This is a genomic window from Hymenobacter aranciens, assembly GCF_030580865.1.
GTDB lineage: Bacteria > Bacteroidota > Bacteroidia > Cytophagales > Hymenobacteraceae > Hymenobacter > Hymenobacter aranciens.
This window is the reverse complement of sequence record NZ_JAUQSY010000019.1, coordinates 23,496-41,666: the sequence shown is the minus strand read 5'-3', so window position 1 is coordinate 41,666 and position 18,171 is coordinate 23,496. Positions and strand designations below refer to the sequence as shown.

At 53.7% G+C, this 18,171-nt stretch carries 19 protein-coding genes and 4 tRNA genes; 8 read left to right on the top strand and 15 right to left on the bottom strand.

All coding sequences use genetic code 11. The features are described from left to right. From Q5H93_RS21660 to Q5H93_RS21650, 3 genes are read left to right on the top strand one after another with little or no spacing between them, the layout of a single operon-like run. Nucleotides 1–2,289, top strand: a complete 2,289-nt coding sequence (locus Q5H93_RS21660) for a phage portal protein family protein (RefSeq protein WP_305008793.1) — start codon at nucleotides 1–3, stop codon at nucleotides 2,287–2,289. Next, nucleotides 2,286–2,741: a phage virion morphogenesis family protein gene (locus Q5H93_RS21655; RefSeq protein ID WP_305008792.1), complete on the top strand. Its 456-nt coding sequence runs from the start codon at nucleotides 2,286–2,288 to the stop codon at nucleotides 2,739–2,741. The genes Q5H93_RS21660 and Q5H93_RS21655 overlap by 4 nt, the downstream gene beginning before the upstream one ends. Beyond that, entirely contained in the window at nucleotides 2,738–3,262 is a 525-nt protein-coding gene (locus Q5H93_RS21650; protein ID WP_305008790.1) for a hypothetical protein, read from the top strand. The genes Q5H93_RS21655 and Q5H93_RS21650 overlap by 4 nt, the downstream gene beginning before the upstream one ends. A 60-nt stretch (nucleotides 3,263–3,322) precedes the next feature. On the opposite strand, the gene Q5H93_RS21645 is transcribed toward Q5H93_RS21650, so the two are convergent. From Q5H93_RS21645 to Q5H93_RS21580, 14 genes are all read right to left on the bottom strand, one after another. Continuing rightward, the gene (locus Q5H93_RS21645; RefSeq protein ID WP_305008789.1) at nucleotides 3,323–7,117 is read right to left on the bottom strand and encodes a LamG-like jellyroll fold domain-containing protein; all 3,795 of its coding nucleotides are present in this window, start codon (nucleotides 7,115–7,117) and stop codon (nucleotides 3,323–3,325) included. Between the two features lie 188 nt (nucleotides 7,118–7,305). Beyond that, nucleotides 7,306–7,515 (bottom strand): hypothetical protein, encoded by a 210-nt coding sequence (locus tag Q5H93_RS21640; RefSeq protein WP_305008788.1) that lies wholly within the window; start codon nucleotides 7,513–7,515, stop codon nucleotides 7,306–7,308. Between the two features lie 237 nt (nucleotides 7,516–7,752). After that, nucleotides 7,753–7,837 (bottom strand) — tRNA-Ser (locus Q5H93_RS21635). Nucleotides 7,838–7,843: 6 nt separating this feature from the next. Beyond that, nucleotides 7,844–7,926, bottom strand: a tRNA-Ser gene (locus Q5H93_RS21630). A 14-nt stretch (nucleotides 7,927–7,940) separates the two neighbouring features. Beyond that, nucleotides 7,941–8,023, bottom strand: a tRNA-Tyr gene (locus Q5H93_RS21625). A gap of 32 nt (nucleotides 8,024–8,055) precedes the next feature. Beyond that, a tRNA-Trp gene (locus Q5H93_RS21620) sits at nucleotides 8,056–8,128 on the bottom strand. Nucleotides 8,129–8,335: 207 nt separating this feature from the next. After that, nucleotides 8,336–8,782 (bottom strand): hypothetical protein, encoded by a 447-nt coding sequence (locus Q5H93_RS21615; RefSeq protein ID WP_305008787.1) that lies wholly within the window; start codon nucleotides 8,780–8,782, stop codon nucleotides 8,336–8,338. Nucleotides 8,783–8,908: 126 nt separating this feature from the next. Then, nucleotides 8,909–9,574 (bottom strand): hypothetical protein, encoded by a 666-nt coding sequence (locus Q5H93_RS21610; RefSeq protein WP_305008786.1) that lies wholly within the window; start codon nucleotides 9,572–9,574, stop codon nucleotides 8,909–8,911. Between the two features lie 66 nt (nucleotides 9,575–9,640). Then, complete coding sequence (locus tag Q5H93_RS21605; protein WP_305008785.1) at nucleotides 9,641–9,940, bottom strand: hypothetical protein; 300 nt, start codon at nucleotides 9,938–9,940, stop codon at nucleotides 9,641–9,643. 1 nt (nucleotide 9,941) lies between these two features. Beyond that, nucleotides 9,942–10,151: a hypothetical protein gene (locus Q5H93_RS21600; RefSeq protein ID WP_305008784.1), complete on the bottom strand. Its 210-nt coding sequence runs from the start codon at nucleotides 10,149–10,151 to the stop codon at nucleotides 9,942–9,944. A 69-nt stretch (nucleotides 10,152–10,220) separates the two neighbouring features. Next, entirely contained in the window at nucleotides 10,221–11,240 is a 1,020-nt protein-coding gene (locus Q5H93_RS21595; RefSeq protein ID WP_305008783.1) for a hypothetical protein, read from the bottom strand. After that, the gene (locus Q5H93_RS21590; RefSeq protein WP_305008782.1) at nucleotides 11,233–13,077 is read right to left on the bottom strand and encodes an ORC-CDC6 family AAA ATPase; all 1,845 of its coding nucleotides are present in this window, start codon (nucleotides 13,075–13,077) and stop codon (nucleotides 11,233–11,235) included. The genes Q5H93_RS21595 and Q5H93_RS21590 overlap by 8 nt, the downstream gene beginning before the upstream one ends. Further along, a complete protein-coding gene (locus tag Q5H93_RS21585; protein ID WP_305008781.1) occupies nucleotides 13,070–14,113 on the bottom strand; it encodes an HD domain-containing protein in 1,044 nt (347 codons plus the stop codon). Before Q5H93_RS21585 ends, Q5H93_RS21590 begins: the two co-directional genes overlap by 8 nt. A gap of 4 nt (nucleotides 14,114–14,117) precedes the next feature. Beyond that, on the bottom strand, nucleotides 14,118–15,104 hold the full coding sequence (locus Q5H93_RS21580) for a DNA cytosine methyltransferase (RefSeq protein WP_305008871.1): 987 nt from the start codon (nucleotides 15,102–15,104) through the stop codon (nucleotides 14,118–14,120). Between Q5H93_RS21580 and Q5H93_RS21575 the strand changes: the two genes are divergently transcribed. Beyond that, nucleotides 15,012–15,230, top strand: coding sequence for a hypothetical protein (locus Q5H93_RS21575; protein WP_305008873.1), 219 nt, complete (start codon nucleotides 15,012–15,014; stop codon nucleotides 15,228–15,230). The two genes, Q5H93_RS21580 and Q5H93_RS21575, sit on opposite strands and share 93 nt — an antisense overlap. 52 nt (nucleotides 15,231–15,282) lie before the next feature. Here Q5H93_RS21575 and Q5H93_RS21570 read toward each other — a convergent pair whose 3' ends face one another. Next, a complete protein-coding gene (locus Q5H93_RS21570; protein ID WP_305008780.1) occupies nucleotides 15,283–16,032 on the bottom strand; it encodes a hypothetical protein in 750 nt (249 codons plus the stop codon). 95 nt (nucleotides 16,033–16,127) lie between these two features. On the opposite strand from Q5H93_RS21570, the gene Q5H93_RS21565 reads away from it, so the two are divergent. The 4 genes from Q5H93_RS21565 (at nucleotide 16,128) to Q5H93_RS21550 (ending at nucleotide 18,171) form a co-directional block, all read left to right on the top strand. Then, on the top strand, nucleotides 16,128–16,349 hold the full coding sequence (locus Q5H93_RS21565; protein WP_305008779.1) for a hypothetical protein: 222 nt from the start codon (nucleotides 16,128–16,130) through the stop codon (nucleotides 16,347–16,349). Nucleotides 16,350–16,395: 46 nt separating this feature from the next. Continuing rightward, on the top strand, nucleotides 16,396–16,839 hold the full coding sequence (locus tag Q5H93_RS21560; protein WP_305008778.1) for a hypothetical protein: 444 nt from the start codon (nucleotides 16,396–16,398) through the stop codon (nucleotides 16,837–16,839). A 5-nt stretch (nucleotides 16,840–16,844) separates the two neighbouring features. Next, a complete protein-coding gene (locus Q5H93_RS21555; RefSeq protein ID WP_305008777.1) occupies nucleotides 16,845–17,186 on the top strand; it encodes a hypothetical protein in 342 nt (113 codons plus the stop codon). Nucleotides 17,187–17,295: 109 nt separating this feature from the next. After that, on the top strand, nucleotides 17,296–18,171 hold the full coding sequence (locus Q5H93_RS21550) for a ParB N-terminal domain-containing protein (RefSeq protein ID WP_305008776.1): 876 nt from the start codon (nucleotides 17,296–17,298) through the stop codon (nucleotides 18,169–18,171).

The window sequence follows — 18,171 nt, the reverse complement described above, 5'->3', positions numbered from 1 at the left end:
ATGGGACTGATTGACACTTTCAAAAGCATCACCAACGCGGCCCGCGCCGGCTTCGCGGCCAACAAGCGCGGCGGTATCCTTTCGCAGTCGTTCCCGGTGCAGGTGCGCCGCATCCGCCAGGACGTGGGCAAGTGGCGCGCGGCCCTCGACAAAGCCGAGGCCGTGTTCTACCCCGACCGCGGCGACCTGCTGAACATCTACGCCGACGTGGTGCTGGACGCGCACCTGTCGAGCGTGCTGAGCACCCGCAAAATCAACGTGCTGGGCCGCCCGTTCAAGGTGGTGGATGCCGCCGGCAAGGAAAACCCGAAACTCACGAAGCTGCTGCAGCGGCCGTGGTTCCGGCAGGCCTGCGAGCTGGCCCTGGACAGTAAGTTTTGGGGGCATAGCCTGATGGAGTTCGGCACGCCCGTCGATGGCGAATTCCACAAGGTGAGCCTCATCGACCGGCAGTATGTGTTCCCGGAGGCGGGGCTGGTGCGCACGATGCCGGGCATGATTAACGGCACCGACTACCGCAACGACCCGCAATACGCGCCCTGGGTGCTGGAGGTGGGCAACCTGCGCGACCTCGGGCTGCTGGTGAAGGCCGCGCCCTACGTTATCTGGAAGAAGAACGTGCTCAGCGCCTGGGCCGACTTTACCGAGATGTTCGGCATGCCCTACCGCTCAGTGAGTGGCGACATGGACGCAGCCCAGATTCAGGCGGCCGAGAAGATGATGGCCGAGATGGGCCAGGCCGGCTATGGCATCTTCTCGGGCACCGAAATGAAAATTGACTTCATTGCCCCGAGCACCGGCAACGACAAGATTTACGACGGCTTCCTGGCCCGGGTGAACAGCGAGCTGAGCAAGCTGGTGCTGGGCCAGACCATGACCACCGACGACGGCAGCAGCCAGAGCCAGGCTAACGTCCACGAGCGCGTAGCCGATGCTTACACCCGCGACGATTCGACGTGGCTGGTCGACTGGGTGAATGAGGAGTTGCTGCCGTTCCTGCTAGTGCACGGCTATCCGCTGGCCGGGTATGCCTTCGTCTTCGATGAGTCGGAAAACCTGGGCATCAAAGACCAATGGACCATCGTGGCAGGCATCCTGGAGAAGGGCTATAAGGTGCCGGCATCCTACCTGACCGAGCGCTTCGGCGTGCCGATTGAGGTGGAGGAAGCGGCTACTGAGGGCGCGGATGGTACCGCGAAGCCCGAAGCCCGGCCCATCCTAGGCTACCACATCGAGGAGGGCGTGGTGTCGCGCAACGAGGCCCGGGCGCAGCTGCTGCTACCAGCGGAGGATGACAGCGAGGCCACAGCACAGCAGAAGCTCAAGGGGCAGTTGTCGGTCATGCAGGCCGCCACGGCCGCCGGCGTGCCCCTGGCGCAGGCGCTGAAGCTGGCCGGGCTGGAGGGAGTAGTCGAGCTACCCCCTGCGCCTGCGCCGGGAAAGCCCCTGGGGACGCCGGCCCCGAGCCAACCGGCGGCAACAATAGCGGCAACGATGACGGCGCAGCTGGCGACGCTCTACGCCCGTAGCTGCTCCCGCTGCGGCGGGCACACCGCAGCCGTACAGGCCAGCAGCAAAGACGACGGCAAGCTCACCAAGCTGGTGAATGCCCTCATCAAAGCCACTCACGAGCGGGGCGACCTGTTCGACGGCACCATCGACCAGCCGCTCTACAGCTACCTGCGCAATCATTTAGAAGATGCCGTGCAGTTGGGCTTCGGGGCAGCTGACAAGAAGCTGCGCGGCTACCTGCTGGCCAACGTGCAGCGCTTCTCGGGCTTCAAAACCGCCGCCGTGCAGCGGGCCATGACGGAGAAGCTGACCGATGCCGGGGGCAACGTGCGGCCCTTCGCGGAGTTCCGCGAGGATGCGCTGGCCATCAACCAGCAGTACAACGTGGACTACCTGGCCACCGAGTACAACCAAGCCATTGCCAGCAGCCAGATGGCGGCCCGGTGGAGCGAGTTCGGCGGCGGGCCGCTGCGCTACGACACCGCCGGCGATGACCGGGTGCGCGAAGAGCATCAGGACCTCGACGGCATCACCCGGGCACAGGATGACCCGTTTTGGGACGACCACTACCCACCCCTCGACTGGGCCTGCCGGTGCAGCGTGACCGAAGTGGATGATGACGCCACCCTGAGCACCGACGAGCAGCTGGCCGGCCTACCGGAAGCGGCCAATGAATTCCGAGAAAACGTGGGCAAAACCGGGCGGATTTTCGGGGATGACCACCCGTATTATCAACTCAGCGCCGAGCAGGCGCGCCGTATCGAGGAGCAGCTATGAGCAACGGACTGGAGCAATTTGGCAAGGAGCTACGCAGCTACCTGAAAACGGTGCCCAAGCTGTTGGGCCGGGCGGTGGTGCAGGAGTCGGCCGATAACTTCCGCCGGCAGGGCTATGAGAACGACAGCGGCAGCGTGGTGCCCTGGGAGCCGAGGAAGCAGGTCGATATGAAGCCCGGCCGCAAGCGGAAGGACGGCAAGCGCGGGCCCCGGGTGCCCAACCCCCGGCAGCGGGCCATCCTCATCAAGACGGGCAAGCTGCGCCGCTCGGTGCGCATCGTCGCCACGACAGCCAACAGTGTGACCATCGGCAGCACGCAGGACTACGCCCAAGCCCAGCAGGAGGGGCTCGAGCATCTGCCGGCCCGTCCGTTCATCACCGTGGGCAAGTCGGTCAAGAGTAAAATCACCCGCACCATCACAAAAGACATCACCAAGCTACTGACGAAATGAGCAGCTTCGCTACCGTTTACCCACTACTCGCCGACCGTCTCGCCGCTGAAATTCCCGGCATTGGCTGGATTGACTTGGACCAAGGCCAACTCACGCCCGACGGCCAACTGCAGGAGTACGCCCTGCCGTTTCATGACGGCGTGGTGCTACTCGACTTCGACGAGGCCGACTGGCATGACATCGGGCAGGGCATCCAGCGCGGCGACGCCATTGTGCGCGTGACGCTCGCGGTACAGGTGGTGGCCGACAGCTACCAGTGCAGTTCGCAACGCAGCCAGGCCTTAGCAAAGCTGCAACTGCTGGGGGAGATTCACAAGGCGCTGCAGCACTTCGACGGTGGCGGCGACTTCGGGGCCCTGGTGCGCACCTACTCGCGGAAGGAGCAAAGCGAGCTGCCGGCCATCTGGCAGTACAGCATGGGCTACAAGGTGCTGCTCACCGATACCGAGGGCTACGACGGGGCCACCAGCACGGTGAGTGGATTGGAGCCGAGGCCGGAAGCGGCATTTGTGCTACCTTAAAGAGCATAAAAAAGCCCTGCCGGTGAGAGCAGGGCTTTGATAATAAGACAATGTGACAAGCTAGTGCTTGATTTGAATACGTTGGGTCGTCGACTTGCCGTCGAGGAGATACGTCACTGAGTACAGACCATCGGGCAGGTTCTGCACATCGACCTTATTCTGGGAGCTGTTGAGTACGGGCTTGCCCATTACGCTGCGGAACTCCACCTGCGTTGCTCCTGCGGGTAGCGTTAGGTAGTCGCTGGCAGGATTCGGGTAGGCTTGGGTGGGCAATAGAGTAGTCCCACTGGTGCTACTCCGATGGATTTCGCCGTAAATGCCGTCGTACCAGATGGTCACGGGCACAACCACGTCGTCGCAGCAGCCCGCCGGGTCGCGGAAGACACAGTAGATGGTCATGGTGCCTGGTCCGTTGCCAGTGGGTAGGGGAACGAAAGGCGAGGGCGTGGCGCGGCCTACGGCAATGCTGGTGCTGGAGTAGCTGCCATCAAGAGACCAGTTGTAGGGCCATCCCAACGGATTGGTGATGCTGAAGTCATAGTGGCAACGGTTGGTCAGGCAGTTATACTGCCCCCGAGTCTGCGTTATGGGGAAGTCAGTTGATTCAGGGCAAGTAGGCCTAATGGCAATGTTGCTGCTGAAGCTTTGAGGATTCGAGCAGTTCGTTCGTGTAGCAGTGACCGTCCCTATGATAGCAGTAGGCGATGAAGGGGTTGTTGTAAATGAGCTGCCTGTACCAGAGGAAGGGGTAAAGACGCCAGCCGGAGAGGTTTGCCAGGAGATATTATTATCCGGCGAAGTGCTAAAGGTGAGGGAACTTCCGGAGCAAGTAGCCGTCGGAGCCGTGAATGCGGATGGAGTACAACTTATACATCCTATTCCCAAGAAGATAGGGGCCGTGTTGATGGGCGTCATGTTAGGACGTAGAAGACCTTCTTCGTGATTACTTACATTGACCTTGGTCACCCAGCGGTTGCTAGCCGATGTACTTCGCGTGCCGGATAGACGGTCAGCGGGCATTACCTGAGATAAGTCCGGCACCTCCTCGTAATTGCCGTAGATATTGCAGGGATACTGACTGGAAGTGCAATCGGAGTCAGTGCAGTTATTGTACCGGATGAAGCCATCTGGTTGCTGCATGCTCCATGCTCCCAACAGACCGGTTACAGGCATGCTCATGCTTTGCACATCCGTGTACGATGTCCGTGCACCATTCCATATATGCACCTCATCAATAATTCCACTGAAGGAGTAGTCGGGGCTAGGATAGCCGAAATACAAGGGGGCGGTAGGCGACGACAGGTTTTCCGGGCCTAATGGCGCACCACTTGAAATCACCTGAGTCACCCCTACAGGCGCTCCATTGATGAAAATACCAAACCCTGATTCAGTCCGAGTAACAAGCACATTGTAGCACGCATCGTTAGCAAATATTGCATCGCTAGTGTAACGACTATATTTAGTTGCAATATTCATAGCGTTACCCTCCATGAATATTGCAAACCCGTCCTGAACTTCGACTTTATAGCCAACACCACCACTCAACCTGGTAATGGTGCCGTTAGCTTTGGTGAACAGCAGCATGGGACGATTGATGGTTGACGCGGGCATCTTAAATGCTAAGTCAATGGCGAAGTCATTAGTACCAAAATTCAGCTTGGGGCTACTGACCTTATCTTGCACAGTAACGTAATCGGTCGTACCGTTGAATTTCATTCCTTCTGTACATAGAAAGCTATTCTGGTTGTCGAAGCGAGGATTGCCACCGTGCACACAAGTCAGTAAGACGCAGTTAGTGCTAAGGGCCCCGAACACAGATACAGGCAGGCGCCGCTCATCTGGGGCGATGATAGCGTTCTTGTGAACGTATACTTCGCTTTTCGGCCCAAACATGACTCGGAAATACTCTGCCAGACCCAGGTATGCACCGCCATCTACGATAAACCGGCCATTCAGGTAGAGCTTGTCGCTATCCTGTCCCCGCAGGAGAGCTCCTTCACGAACATGAATCATTGATTTGGTTCCCACGCGTATTATTGGTGGTATGGATGCATTGGACAAAAGCATATAGGCACCCGCTTTTACCTTGGGTGTACTCGCTGTTATTGTCGTCTCAGGCAGATAATCATCGTGCGTACCCAGCACGAGAGCAGCCACGTCGTTTTCTGTCTTACCAATGGTGAAGGTTTCGTTTTCCAGCTCCAGCAAGTGTCCGGCTTTGAAGCCGGTATCGAGTGTCAGCTTCCCAGTATGCGCGCTGCCGCTGGTGATGAGGACGCTGCCAAAGGAATTGCGCCAGCCCTTGTTGATAGGTCCATCCGGGGTATTAGCCCAGCCCCCAATATTACCCATATCGGCATCGCGGATTTCGTTGTTGCCCTTGAAAATTACACCGCAGAACCGCGAAGTAGTACCGCTACCGGTCCAGCTTTGCTGAGGCTGCTCGGAGACCAGCTTATACCCCAGGTTGAATGTGTTGTCTTCGAAAATCACCCACTGGGCGGTGTCCTGAACGCCGTGCAGGTCGATATTGGCTAAGTTGAGATTACCCGCGTAAAACTCGCACCTAGTGAACCGTGTCTGAATGCATTTGCGGTAAAGCGCCAGCAGGAAGTTATCACCGCCCTCACTTATTATCGATGGATGCTTGCCTCCAGCTGCGTCGATGTAGGTATCGCTGATGCGGCAGTTAGTGAAGCGGGTGGCCCAGGCTGCGTCGACGGAACCATAGTAGCAGCCCTGTATCCGACCGACGATATCACAGTTCGTATAGGTGAAGTTTGGCCGGACCGTCCAGATAGCCGGACCGCCGCTATAGTTGTTGATAGTACAGCTATCAAACGAGACATTGCGGGCATGAAAGATGAAAGCCGGTTTTGAATCTGACAGCACGCCGCGGCCAAAGTTATCCTTAATATGGCACTTGCTGAAGCTTAGGTTAACTCCGTAGAAACCTCCCTCGGGCTCAATGTCAATACCAGCAGTAGGACCGTTGATAATGGGGAGAGCTGTCGAACCTGGCACTCCACGGCCGGTATGGCTGAAGGAGGAAGTAGTAGCTACCAAACCACAGCCCCCCGTCCACGACAATCCCTGCCGGGCGTTGTAGTCGAAGTGCGAATTAGTAATCCGGACGTTATCGCAATTAGCGGCCGTATCGGTGGGGGTGGGCGTATTCAAGGGGCTGTTCACCTGAATGCCGTCGCGCCCGAAGAACTTGCAGCTCACGTTATTGATGCGCACCCGACGGCATTTACCGAGGAAGATACCGTCGTTATCCAGTTGGTAGCCATGGTCAGAGTTCGTGGCTTTCCGTATGAAAGCCGGATTGTTGCCATTCACGTTAAGGTCGTGAATAACCACATTGCGACAGTTTTGTAAGTATATAAAGCATCCAACACTGTACGTTACGTTGTCGGCCGGGTCGATACCGAATTTTAAGCCGTCTATATACTTGATATAGGTGGTAACCCCAGGCATTCCGCTGTTGATGGTGAGTCCCGCGTATTGCAGGTTCTGCAGGTTGATGGCAATGGGGCTTTCACGGTCAACGTTAGCGTTGCCGACGTAGTAAGGGCTGGCGCTTCCCCCCGCGAGCGGTGGAATTACCAGGCGCCAAGTGATGGTCTGTGGAGCAACGTATGTGGGGGCGCTTGGACTAAGGGCATTGGCGGCCTGGATTTGGGTTAGCAGGTCGGTCACGGCGCTAATGAATGCGCTCTGCACGGAAGAAGTTGAGCTACCACCGGTCGTGCTGACCGTCACCGTGCGGGTAATCTGTGCCCAGGAGGATATGCTGGTCAGGCATAGAGCAAGCAGCCAGAGCGTCCGACTGATGCGTAATGTTTTTTTCATAGTTGAGAAAGAGAGTTAATGAGGAAAACAATGGAATAAACAGGTGTTTTTAGTGCGGCATAGGCGAGGGAAGGGTTAAAATGTGAGAGGGATAACTAGGTAACGGCTGACAACGAGGTTTATTACCTGAAAGTCAGATGTGCGGCAACCGTTGAGAGGACAAGATAAGAGAAGATTACGACAAGATCCTATACAGGGGCCTTCTCTTGTTTGTACAAGATATTTTCCACCGTCGTCATGCTGAGGTTGTATTCCTCGGCCAGCTGGCTGATGACGTACTCGCGGCTGAATTGCCGGGGGCGCGGTTTGTTGGTGTAACGGTCGTAGAAGGCGTTCCGAATCTTACGGTTGCGGTTCTCGGTATTGGCCTGCCGGGTCAGGGCTCCTGCTTGTGTCATGCTGCAGAGGTGAGGGGTAAATGGGGGGAAGTTTCTCGGAGGTTTATGCTACCGTGAAATTCCCTCTACTGCCTCAGCTAGGCAAGGAAATGCGGGTTTGTGTTAAGCTGCTCAGGGGCGGCCAGGAGCTGCCGTGGGTTGTGCCGCGTGTTACCCCTCCCCTACTCGGTTGGCTTGCGGGGGCCACAGGCGGGTACTACTAAAAAAAGCCCCGCCGGAATGGGCGGGGCTTCGAAGCAGAGAGTGTGAGATTCGAACTCACGGGCCAGTTTCCCGACCATAGCTTAGCAGGCTACTCCTTTAACCACTCGGGCAACTCTCTGGCTAGCGGAGGATGAGAGACTCGAACTCACAAGGGCGCAAACCCGGCAGTTTTCAAGAATGCTGCCTTACCAATTAGGCTAACCCTCCAGGGCAATGAAGTGTGGGAGTTGATGGAGTCGAACCACCCGAGTCTGAGACAGCTGATTTACAGTCAGCCCTGCTACCACTTACAGAATAAACTCCCCAAATAGGCGCCGGCCGATTGCCGACGACTTGCACACAGGGCAGGATTCGAACCTACGACCAACGGCTTTGGAGACCGCCGCTCTACCAACTGAGCTACCTGTGTCAACAATAAAAAACCCCGGCTGGTGGGCCGGGGTGCGCGTCGTTAAGAGGTCTACTCTTTAGGCAACAGGCATCCGGGCCTCGGGGGAGGTCGAATAATACCAGCTGCTGTAGAAGAAGAATTTCATAACTGGGGCAAATGTACGAAAGAAAATGAAAAAAGCTACAGGGCGACAAAAATGCAGGTCACGCGGGCGGGGCTCCTCCCCTACTCTTTGGGCGTACGGGGTTTGCGGGGTGGCTTGGATGGGGCCTGCGCCGGCTCGGCTGGCTGCCTCTGCAAGTCGGCGGTGATGGCAGCATCCTCCAGCGCGGCCAGCCGGGCGATAATGGATTGCTGCCGGCGGTTGCGGGCCTTTTGGCGCTGGGTGGCGCTGTGCTCGTGGTGCTGGAACAGCCCGAAAATGGCCTGCATGGCCTCGTTACTCAGCGCGAGCCGGGTAACCAGGATGCGGCCCCGCACCAGCTCGACGTGCTTGCCGAAGGGCACAGCGGGCCCCAGCTCCTCGGCGTACTCGGCAGCGGCCTCACGGGAGAGGCATGTTTCCAGCTGGAGGCGGTAGCCGCCCTCGGCTTCATCGCGGCGCACGGTGATGCGGCGGTTGTAGAGACGCTCGACGAGGACGTAGGCGAGGATGGGGCGGGGTGAGCGCATAAGCAGGACGGTTTCCTGCTTAACGCTGGGGAGCTGGAGTTTCGTATGCGGTGGCTATTCTACCGGTGTGGCATCCGAGATGCCCAGCGCCACGGTAGCGACGTAGCCCGGGGCTTCGGTCTTGAGCTAATTTATGAGCTGAGGCAAGTCATACTTGGCTAGAGCCTGCCGGATTGCATCACATACGCTACGCAGATACGCGCGATGCTTGACGATTGCCTCAGCGTATTCCTCCCGTAGTCGGCTGAAATCCTTTTGATTCTCTTTGTAGCTCCAGAGAACATTGTCTTTGCTACGCCGGTCTATTCCTTCTTCATAAAGTAGCTGCTCAATTTCGCCTCTGGCAATCATGATATTAACCATCTCTTTTTCCAACTGGATAATGCGCGGTATTTCAGAACCTTCGTCCTGCTCTAAGAGCCGACTGTTAAAGTACATGTAAGCGGCATTACGTTCTTTGGTCATCATGGCAGTGGTGGCAGCCTGCAACGACTCAAATGCTTTTCGGATATGGGCAAAATACTCATTGTCTTCTGCACCAGGCATACCAGCTATCAGCAGGATGCGTAAGCCGTCATACTGATTGATGAGTGCCACTATGCTGGCAATAAACGCTTCCCCAGCTTCAAGCTTTCGGACCAATAAGACTTTACTCAACTCATGCTTGTGGTCAGCCTGCCGCTGTTTTGCGTCTATGTTCTTAAGCCATGCGTTGCTCAAGAATGTGATGAGCACCACCAGCACCGCAGTTGCTGACGGTACTATGATAGGTAAGGCTAACTTCCAATCCATTTAATCCCTAGGCTAAGTTTGTGCAGCCAAGGTAAACAAAAAGCCCCGCGTTAGCAGGGCTTCTGGTTATTCTATCGGCTCGTACCCATGCCACCCCACCAGTAGCGGCACCAGTAGCAGGTAATCCGCCCGGCTCAGCAGCTGCGGCCCATTACCCCTCCCTCCTGCTGGCTGGCCCTGGTACCACTTCCGCACCTTGTAGGGCGTGATGCCTTGCAGGCGCTCGTAGTCGCCCCAGGGGATGGTGGCGTAGCGGGTGAGGTCGCCCGCGCCGGACTGGTCGCACCAAGTGCGCAGGTGGTCGAGCCAGGCCGGGGGGCAGGGGTCGGCGAGCTGGCGGCCGCGCCGGGCGGTGGCGGGCTCCATGCTACTTGACGATGCGCACCTTGCCGGGGGCATCCTTCAGCGCCCAGCACTCGAAGGTGTCGGGCTTGTAGCCGTGGATGATGCGGGCGGCCTCGACGCGCTGGGCCTGGGCGGTGGTGAGCTTGATGTTTTCCAGGCCCGGCACCTCGGCGGTGACGAAGCCGCGAAAGGTGGGGCCTTCAAAGGTGGCGTATTGCGGGAGCTGGCTCATGATGGGGCAAAGGTAATGCACCGCTTACGAATACACAACGTTTTTTGTTGTGTATTCATCCATTACTAATTACCCCCCAATACTTCCAAAATCCATTTTAAACAGATAACAGTGGTCGTCTGGCAACGAATAACCTTTAGTGTTATACTGAGCAGCGCTAGTATAGCATAATTGAATTTCTGGCCTACCCAATGCAAATATGCCTACCCCGACTGTCGATATTTTATTGTTAAGCGAAGCGATAACGACATTGTATCCAGGGTTGGCTTTTACTTGTGCAGCAATATCTTCCTTGGTTTGCCAAGGGTTTATGCAGGAAAAATCAAATGTACTCACTTTCTTTTCGGAGCCAGGCATTTTACTGTGTGTAAGCTGATTTACAGCATGAAAAGAGGGGTGTATTGACTCTGCTTTTCTTGCTACACCTAATGAGATTTGAGCGGGCTCAAAAAGGTCAATCAGCTTAAATGCTCTTTCAACTTCATATCCCAGAAGAATTATCAAATGGGTGTTTTTAGATGGTACAAACTCTCCTGAATACCCGAGAATAGTACGTATATCTTTAATGCCACGAGTCAGCCAAGTGTCGGCATTCTTTTCGTTGAAAGAATATGCTGAGGCAGCTGTATAAATAAAATTAAAATTGTATTTTTTCTTATTAAACAAGTCGTAAATCACTCTAATTAATATCAGAAGCGCTTCATGCGTAAATGATGTTATATCAACAAGAACATTTCTAGCATCATCATGCTCAAGATATGAAAGACCAGTAACTAAGTGGTCTGCTGTTATCAAGGGCTTGTCCATCATCAATGGAACATCTACAGCCTTGCTACCAAACAATGATTTAAGACGCATACGGTTATTATGCATCAAAAATTCCTGGTCTTGATTATAGCATACAAGAACTCTATTAACATTTTCAGCCCCAAGTGCCTCCGCTATGCATAAGCAACGAACTTCAAAGCTTACGGACACGACGAATAAATCAACCTTATGGCTGAATCGGCTAGCTACTTTTGAGAGAAGCAGTTTCCTAGCGGGCTTATTGTTGATTTCCGGGAGCAGATTCTCAGCTGGCTTATTCATCGTCGGTACTGAATAGATTACCTTGTTGAGGCTTCTTCACAGGTTCTGGAGAATCAATCCAAGACTTTTTCTTCTTGAACTGTGAAACAAAGTACTTTGGATTGGCTATTGCCGTCTTCAAGTCCTTATTTGTGATGAACAGGTAGCCTGCAAAACTTGTTGGAAGTAGCGAAAAGGCTGGAGCTAAACGTCGGTTAAGGACGTACCTTTTCGTCCTACCAGTACCTTCTTTATTGCCTATTGTTGCCTCTTGGAAGAACCCATACCTAACACCAAGCTTCAAAATTTCATTCACCTCTTTGTCCGGAGTGTCACTAAGTGCTATCGAGAATATCCGCCTCTGTGACCCATCAGAAAGAAGAACTGCTTGGAATGCACCGCCCATCGAATAGATGAGGTTTCTCAATTTAGCATTCTTTGTAAGATTAAGTTCTACCCCCTCTTCCTCTTGGTTTATCTCTTCGATTTTTTTGTTAAAATCGTTAAGAATGATTTCCTCAGAGTAGTTTCGGACAACCCTATTTTGAATAGACGGCTCTATAACAGTGTAATCTGTAGCCTTTGCGTCAGCAAGTTTTTCACTGTACATACGTGACGCTAACTCTAAGAAATGCCTAATGACTCCCGATGAGATATTGACAATTGATTTAAAGCCTGCATATCGATAAGTCATGCCGGACTTGCTCATCCCTCTCAGGGACTTAATGTACTCTGATGCTGCATATCTATAAGCTTTATCCGTGTCTCGCCCATTAGGCGTAACAATCTCACCTGAAATTATTCGGTCAGCAAACTCTTTAATCTTTGCTTCCTGTACTTTATCTACAGGAAAGAACTCCTCTGCTGTTTTGTTGATGCCAGCATTCTCGAGTCTTTTCTTGACAATTGCAGAAACTCGCTCTTTGTATTTGTCCTTACTGGACGTATAGATAGTTTCCGTATTTACTTCATTGTAATCATGAGGCGATTCTATAGGTATACCGCTTATGGTCTTAAAATTCACATAGTTCAACTGCGTTGATATCTTCAGACTAACATCAGCAGTCGTTCTATATGAAACCCAGGTATTTAATATAGTAGTTTGAGAAATATTTAGGTTGTCTGCATCATCTATTAAAAGGAAAATAGGTGCTTTGGGCATGAACTCAAGAGCCCGAAGTTCACAGAGTAATGGATATAAGAAGTCAAGATAGCCACAAATAGAGCCGGAGTATGGAGGAAAGCTGTTACTTATGAAAATCAATTTCCTGACATACTGAAGCACATCAAGGTAAAGGCCATCACAGATATCGGCCATTATTGCGAACATCTCAGGCGCATCTGCTCCTTCTGTCACAACAGGCATTGGGCCTGTGTAGCCAGAAGAAATAACTCTATTGAAAAACTTCTTTATGTATCTTGCGATGGCTCCTTTATGCTCATTGAATATGCTGTGTTTTTTAGACAGTTCAACAAGAAACGAAAAGACCTTGCCTGAAATATAAGACACCAGCAGGTGTTCATTCAATAAATACTTAGCGTGCTGGTCAATACGGCCTAAATCAATGAGATTGAGGCCAGTCTTTTTAACTGGTATATAAACGGAAAAGTAATTGTGTTGTGGTAGGGGTTGCTTAAGATTCAGCATCTGGCAATCAGGCAGCATAAATCGGAACATCATGCTTTTACCAGAACCCCTAGGGCCATGCAGAAAAGTATGGCCAGGGAGCCGAACCTGATTAAAGTCAGTAAACACATCGACAAATAAGTCGAACGCCTCTTGAGCAGAAATATCCTCAGGCGTCTGAACAGCAAACGGATTCACTGTAGGGTCTACGGTAGTTGACTTTTCAGACATGTTCTTGTATTTTTTTCTCGATCCTTTCCTTCAACGTAATTCCGTCGATTACTCTACCATCAATCATCAAGTCTTTACCACATAACTCTGATGGATGTTGTGCATGAAGTTTTGGATAGCCGCTTTCTTTCAATCGGTAATTAATCGGTTGGTGAACCTCTGAATCACCCATAAACTCAATTTGTACACTTATGGCGTTTATCTGCAACTCGGCAGGAAAATATCGCATGCAATAGAGGCATTCATGGTACATTTTAAATGTTCTATCTAGTATTTCATCCAACAGATACACTTTACTTTCTAGCTTCCCAAACTCTCTGGTTGCATCATCCGGAGAAAGATAAAAGCTTAGCTGCACTTCTTTAGCTTCTAGATTTACGTCAACAGATTTTAGAGCGAATGCATAAGCGTGAAACACTTCGCTTGGATGAGGTATACCACCTTCTCCCATTACGTACCTTGCTGCTCTAGTATAGTCATCGGCAAGCTCGTCCGCAAATCGTAAAAGTGCCGCTAGGAAGGGCATGTTGAACTTTTTACTTGCAAAGGGCCGAGGAACTAGTCTCGCTAGCTTATCCCTATCACCGGGAACAACCTCACCTCCATGTGCTTCTGCTATACTATAAATAAAAGCATTTTCCACACTATCAGCTCCAAGCTGCGCATTAAGAAGAGGTCTGGAAGCCTTCTCATGTCCCTTACGTCCTGTCCGAATATGACCGGCATCGTGGATATGTATGGCCGTTAAAAGCATATACACTTCATATCCGCTCAGCACATTAGAGCTATGGCCTAATAAGTCCCAGGCTCGCCGCATAACTGTTTGAATATGACCCGGGCCATGGTCTGTTAGAAAGCCTAGCCCTTTCTCAATATCAAGCACCATTGCCGCCTGATTGACAAATGGATGTACCTCATTGTTTAGATAGTCTGAGAAACTGGCATACCGTTTATAATAGCCTTTACTACTATTGGGGAAAGCTTCAGGTTCGCTTTTAGATTTTTCTTTTAAAATCTTCTCAAGTGCTTCCGCCATAAAATTACTTAGTAATATTACTTATAATAGCTTCAAATACAGCCTGAGCGAGTAGAGGTGGAACAGCGTTACCCACTTGTTGTTGTTGAAACCCTATACTGCCTTTGAACTCAAAGTTATCAGGAAAACTCTGCAACCGAGCAGCCTCACGCACAGAAAGGCCTCGGTGTTCTGTAGGGTGAATAAGCATATTTTTGCGGTAGTTGCCAATAACTATAGATGGGCGTTGGGCGTGCAGACGGTGGTATATGCCAGTATGACAACGCGAGTGGTCCTTATAGTTACTCATCAACTCAGTGGGGATATTCTCCCAATTACCACCCTGTGGAATATGCGGATAGCGTTTTAATACGCCGGTAGCATTTCGTGACACCAAGTGTCCAATACATTCCTGTAATTCGCCTCGAAGGGCTTGAGCATAAGAGGAAGGTTTCACCTTCCGATAAGGAAGTTTGTCATGGCTGGCACCTACTTCCAGTGATGGCAGGTCAGCGAAAGCCTCCGCTACAGTGACGGGTGGTAGCCCTGGCTCGGGTACTTGGACCTTGCGGCCATCAAGTGAAGCAATGGCAAAAAAGCGGTTACGCCGCTGAGGAATGCCAAAGTTAGCCGCGTTGAGTACCTGCGTAGTAACTGTATAACCTAAGTCCTCCAGTTCACCAATAACGGTTTGCAGGAACACGCCGTCAGCCGTTTCTGTAAAGCCTTTGACGTTTTCGAAAACTACCCAATCGGGTAGGGGGCTAAACATTTTGACAACCCGCAAAAATTCAGCGTAGAGCCAGTTATTATTGTTTTCGAGGGAGCGGGTTCGTTGGTTCGAGGTAGAGAAACCTTGACACGGCGGGCCACCGAATACCACTAGTGGTTCGTCGCGGGGTACATCGACTTGTTCCAAATGCCGAATGTCGTCAGCGAAGAGTTCTACATCAGGATGGTTGGCGCGGTAGGTGTGAGCCGCGTGTGGGTCATTCTCGACAGCAAAACGCACACGGACGCCAGCCTGTCGGGCGCCAACGCTCATACCACCGGCCCCAGAGAAGAGGTCAACACCTATCATGAAAACTGCATTTTTTATAAAAAACCCAAGCAACGGCTTTATCCATCCGAAACTTAACGCCTTTCCTTACATTAACCAAAATTAGTTTTCCACAAAAAGAAGCAGTCAGTTAAAGGCGAATTTTTGGACGGTCAAAAAACTCGTCAGCACGCCATATTGAACGTATTGATTGTCTAGCCACTGGTAAGTAACCTGCTCTCGCATCCAGGGCATAAAGCGTCAATAAATTTTTCGTAAAAAGGTCATTCTCACGGATGGCCTTTATTGTTACGGTATCATCATAAGCCACCACGCAGGCTACATTATGTAGCTGCTCCCACTTCCCCTCGGCCACCGGCCAGGCTATGACGCGCTGGCCTGAGTGCATGAGGGGCTCCATGCTGTCGCCATCCACCTCGAATACCACGGCTCCGGTGTAGCGCTCGGCCTCTTCTGGGGTTAACACTGTGAGGCGGACAGTATCAAATTGCTTAGGGCTTATCTCGACGCCTCCCATCCCGGTGAATGAGGCACGAGCCTTTACACTTACGAAGGGTAGTTCTACAAACGGTAAGTCCGATAGGAATCCTATTGCCTGCACATCGAATGGCGCATTTTCAGCTACTGGTTTAGAAGTGCCGAACATTTCGCCCTCTCCGTGTAGGAGATAGTCGAGTGATAAACCAAAGCGCTTTGATAAGGTAGCCGCATTCTCTGAACTGATGCGTCTGGTTCCTTTTTCATAACCACTCCAATGCTGCTGTAAAAAGCCCCCAGCTTCCGCAAAGGCACGCTTATTCTTAACCAGTCCGCGTTTTTTTAGCTCCTCAAAGGATTCTATTACGCGGTGTGTAAGAGTGGAATGAATAACCTCCGCCATTTTTATTAAATCTTTTTGGGGTTATTGGTTTGGAAATCTTAAACCAATTGGTTTAACTTTGCCGTACTTAACAGCACATAACCAAAGGTAGCCACATGCAAACCAACCCCAAACCTGAAAGCCTCGCCAAGCTCCTGCCGGAGGGCGAAGTTACACGCATGGCCCGCGAGGCTGGCGTATCGCTGGCTGCTGTCAGCAAGGCGCTTAAGCGGCAGCGCCCCGGCAACCGCTTCGTGCAAAAAGCACTGTGCATTGCCCGCGAAACCGGCACGCTCCAGGCGGCCCAGGACATTCAATCTCTTAAACCAGTCGCCTAGGCGGCATTCACTTTCATACCCTTTCACTCTTTCACACAACACCCCTATGAATTCCAAGAAGAACCCCAAGCCCCTCATTCCGCTGCTGGGGAGCCCCGTGAACAAGCGGGCGAAGCTCGACGTGTCGGAGGGCTTCAAGGAGGGCGACATGCTGGTGCTGACCGGCCGGGTGCTGAGCTTCCGGGCGGGCACGGTACTGCCGGTGCTGGGCTATTGCCTCGACATGGACGTGGACGGCACGCCCTACTGCCTGCGGGCCTACGTGCCGGGCAAGCGCACCACCTACGCCGGGCGGCAGGCCAGCCGCTTCCGCACGGCCCTGCAGCAAGAAGTCTGGTTCGGGGGCATGCGCTCGCTGTATTTCACCGAGCTGGACGTGACCGACCACGCCGAGGCGATTCGCCTGCAGCGCGAGACGGGGGCCATCGTCATCCCGATGTACGACTACGACCGCCTGGGCATCGACACCACCACCCAGAAAGCCGCCTAAGCGCCATGCAGCTCGACATCAAGAACGGCGTGGCCGAGCTGCGGCTCTCGAAGCCCAGCGAGCAGGAATTCCTGAACGTGGTGGGCCGGCAGTACGCCGACAGCCGGGCCGCCGCCGAGGTCGCCAACCGTACCTACCACATGGGCGGCACGCCCACGCCCGAGCGCGGCTACGACGACCGCCTGACGACGCGGCTGGGGCAGTGCGCCACTACCTGCTACAAGTACCTGGGCCTGTTCCCAGCCCCGGGCGGCCTGCGCCACGCCCGGCTGGGCAAGAAGTACCACGTCACCGAGCAGGACGTGCGGGACTTCGAGGCATTTCAGTCGGGTAGGCAGGCGGCGTAGGACAGCTGGTATTAGCGTCTTCAAAGCTCTCAATCCACGTTCGATTCCTAGCGCGACCGCACCCAAATATCTCGTTTTATTCCTCTACTTTTTTACTTCAATTTTACTCATGACAACCGACACTTTGACCGCCCCCACGACGGGCCGCAGCTTCTCCGACCTCGCCCGCGATTTGGGTGTAGCCGTCGCCCCCGCCACGGGTACCGCCCGCAAGTATGCCGCCACCCTGCCGGCCTCGCTGCCCACCACCGACGCCCCGGTGCCCGGCGTGGTGTACTCGACCACCAACTACGATTTGTTCCACCTGCTGCCCGAAAACCGGGCCGTGGACGCCAAGCACGTCCGCAAGCTGGTGGCGCAAATCACCAAGAAAAACCTGCTCCACATCAAGCCCATCGACGTGCAGGCCACTATGGGCATCATCGACGGCCAGCACCGCCTGGCGGCCGCCCGCGAGCTCGGCCTGCCGGTGTACTACCGCATTGCCCCCGACCTGAGCGAGCAGGACATTGCCACGCTCAACGTGGCCCAGAAGAACTGGCAGGGCGCCGACTACCTGCACTACTGGACCCAGAAAGGAAAACCCGACTACCAAGCCCTCACCGACTTTATGAACGCGCACCCCACCCTGAGCTTTTCCAACGCCCGCATGATGGTTTCGGGCTCGTCCAACAACCGCGCCGACGAGTTTCGGGACGGGGTATTCCGCGCCGCCAACCTCGACAAGGCCGAGGCCGTGGCGGGGCTCATCGAGCGCATCAAGGAAGAGGGTGATTTCAAGCACGCCTTCGACACCCGCTTCGTGGCCGCCGTGTACTACTGCGCCGCCTGCGTGGCCGGCTTCGAGCCAAGTGTGTTCCTGCACAAGATTCTGCTGAACCCCCGGGCCCTGAAGCCCTGCGCCACGCACAAGCTCTACCTGGAGCTGTTCAGCGAAATCTACAACTACCGCACAGCCGAGGCCAACCGGGTCCGCTTCGCCTAA

Bases quoted from the DNA above. Each gene is read 5' to 3' on its own strand.
- Q5H93_RS21610 (WP_305008786.1), bottom strand. From the start codon at position 9,574: ATGGATTGGAAGTTAGCCTTACCTATCATAGTACCGTCAGCAACTGCG.
- Q5H93_RS21550 (WP_305008776.1), top strand. From the start codon at position 17,296: ATGACAACCGACACTTTGACCGCCCCCACGACGGGCCGCAGCTTCTCC.
- Q5H93_RS21600 (WP_305008784.1), bottom strand. From the start codon at position 10,151: ATGAGCCAGCTCCCGCAATACGCCACCTTTGAAGGCCCCACCTTTCGC.
- Q5H93_RS21605 (WP_305008785.1), bottom strand. From the start codon at position 9,940: ATGGAGCCCGCCACCGCCCGGCGCGGCCGCCAGCTCGCCGACCCCTGC.
- Q5H93_RS21660 (WP_305008793.1), top strand. From the start codon at position 1: ATGGGACTGATTGACACTTTCAAAAGCATCACCAACGCGGCCCGCGCC.
- Q5H93_RS21570 (WP_305008780.1), bottom strand. From the start codon at position 16,032: ATGGCGGAGGTTATTCATTCCACTCTTACACACCGCGTAATAGAATCC.
- Q5H93_RS21650 (WP_305008790.1), top strand. From the start codon at position 2,738: ATGAGCAGCTTCGCTACCGTTTACCCACTACTCGCCGACCGTCTCGCC.
- Q5H93_RS21615 (WP_305008787.1), bottom strand. From the start codon at position 8,782: ATGCGCTCACCCCGCCCCATCCTCGCCTACGTCCTCGTCGAGCGTCTC.
- Q5H93_RS21645 (WP_305008789.1), bottom strand. From the start codon at position 7,117: ATGAAAAAAACATTACGCATCAGTCGGACGCTCTGGCTGCTTGCTCTA.
- Q5H93_RS21575 (WP_305008873.1), top strand. From the start codon at position 15,012: ATGCCGAATGTCGTCAGCGAAGAGTTCTACATCAGGATGGTTGGCGCG.
- Q5H93_RS21560 (WP_305008778.1), top strand. From the start codon at position 16,396: ATGAATTCCAAGAAGAACCCCAAGCCCCTCATTCCGCTGCTGGGGAGC.
- Q5H93_RS21555 (WP_305008777.1), top strand. From the start codon at position 16,845: ATGCAGCTCGACATCAAGAACGGCGTGGCCGAGCTGCGGCTCTCGAAG.
- Q5H93_RS21595 (WP_305008783.1), bottom strand. From the start codon at position 11,240: ATGAATAAGCCAGCTGAGAATCTGCTCCCGGAAATCAACAATAAGCCC.
- Q5H93_RS21585 (WP_305008781.1), bottom strand. From the start codon at position 14,113: ATGGCGGAAGCACTTGAGAAGATTTTAAAAGAAAAATCTAAAAGCGAA.
- Q5H93_RS21565 (WP_305008779.1), top strand. From the start codon at position 16,128: ATGCAAACCAACCCCAAACCTGAAAGCCTCGCCAAGCTCCTGCCGGAG.
- Q5H93_RS21655 (WP_305008792.1), top strand. From the start codon at position 2,286: ATGAGCAACGGACTGGAGCAATTTGGCAAGGAGCTACGCAGCTACCTG.
- Q5H93_RS21640 (WP_305008788.1), bottom strand. From the start codon at position 7,515: ATGACACAAGCAGGAGCCCTGACCCGGCAGGCCAATACCGAGAACCGC.
- Q5H93_RS21590 (WP_305008782.1), bottom strand. From the start codon at position 13,077: ATGTCTGAAAAGTCAACTACCGTAGACCCTACAGTGAATCCGTTTGCT.